A 231-nucleotide genomic window follows, 5' to 3' on the forward strand; every position below is an offset into this window, starting at 1 on the left:
ATGTTCATGCTTTGCATCATTTGCATGTGTTCCATCATTCCTTCGTGATCCTTCACTTGATCCGTATGAGGTCGATTAGCATGTACTTTCTCATTTTGAACGGCATGGTGGTCTCGATGCTGATCATCGATGGAACTTGTTGCTAGCACTGGCATCGCAACTAGACCACTTAATAACACTGATACATATAACTTTTTCATAAAATCACCTAACCCTTACTTATGCTTTGAA

Annotated in this window: 1 protein-coding gene; it reads right to left on the reverse strand. The window is 39.8% G+C overall.

Features of this window, described 5'->3' with window-relative positions; all coding sequences use genetic code 11:
• The coding region (locus tag AYW76_RS18860) for a hypothetical protein (protein WP_156489119.1) at positions 1 to 200 on the reverse strand (200 nt) is incomplete at its 3' end.
• Positions 201 to 231 lie beyond the last annotated feature (31 nt).

The organism is Marinomonas gallaica, from assembly GCF_001639745.1.
GTDB lineage: Bacteria > Pseudomonadota > Gammaproteobacteria > Pseudomonadales > Marinomonadaceae > Marinomonas > Marinomonas gallaica.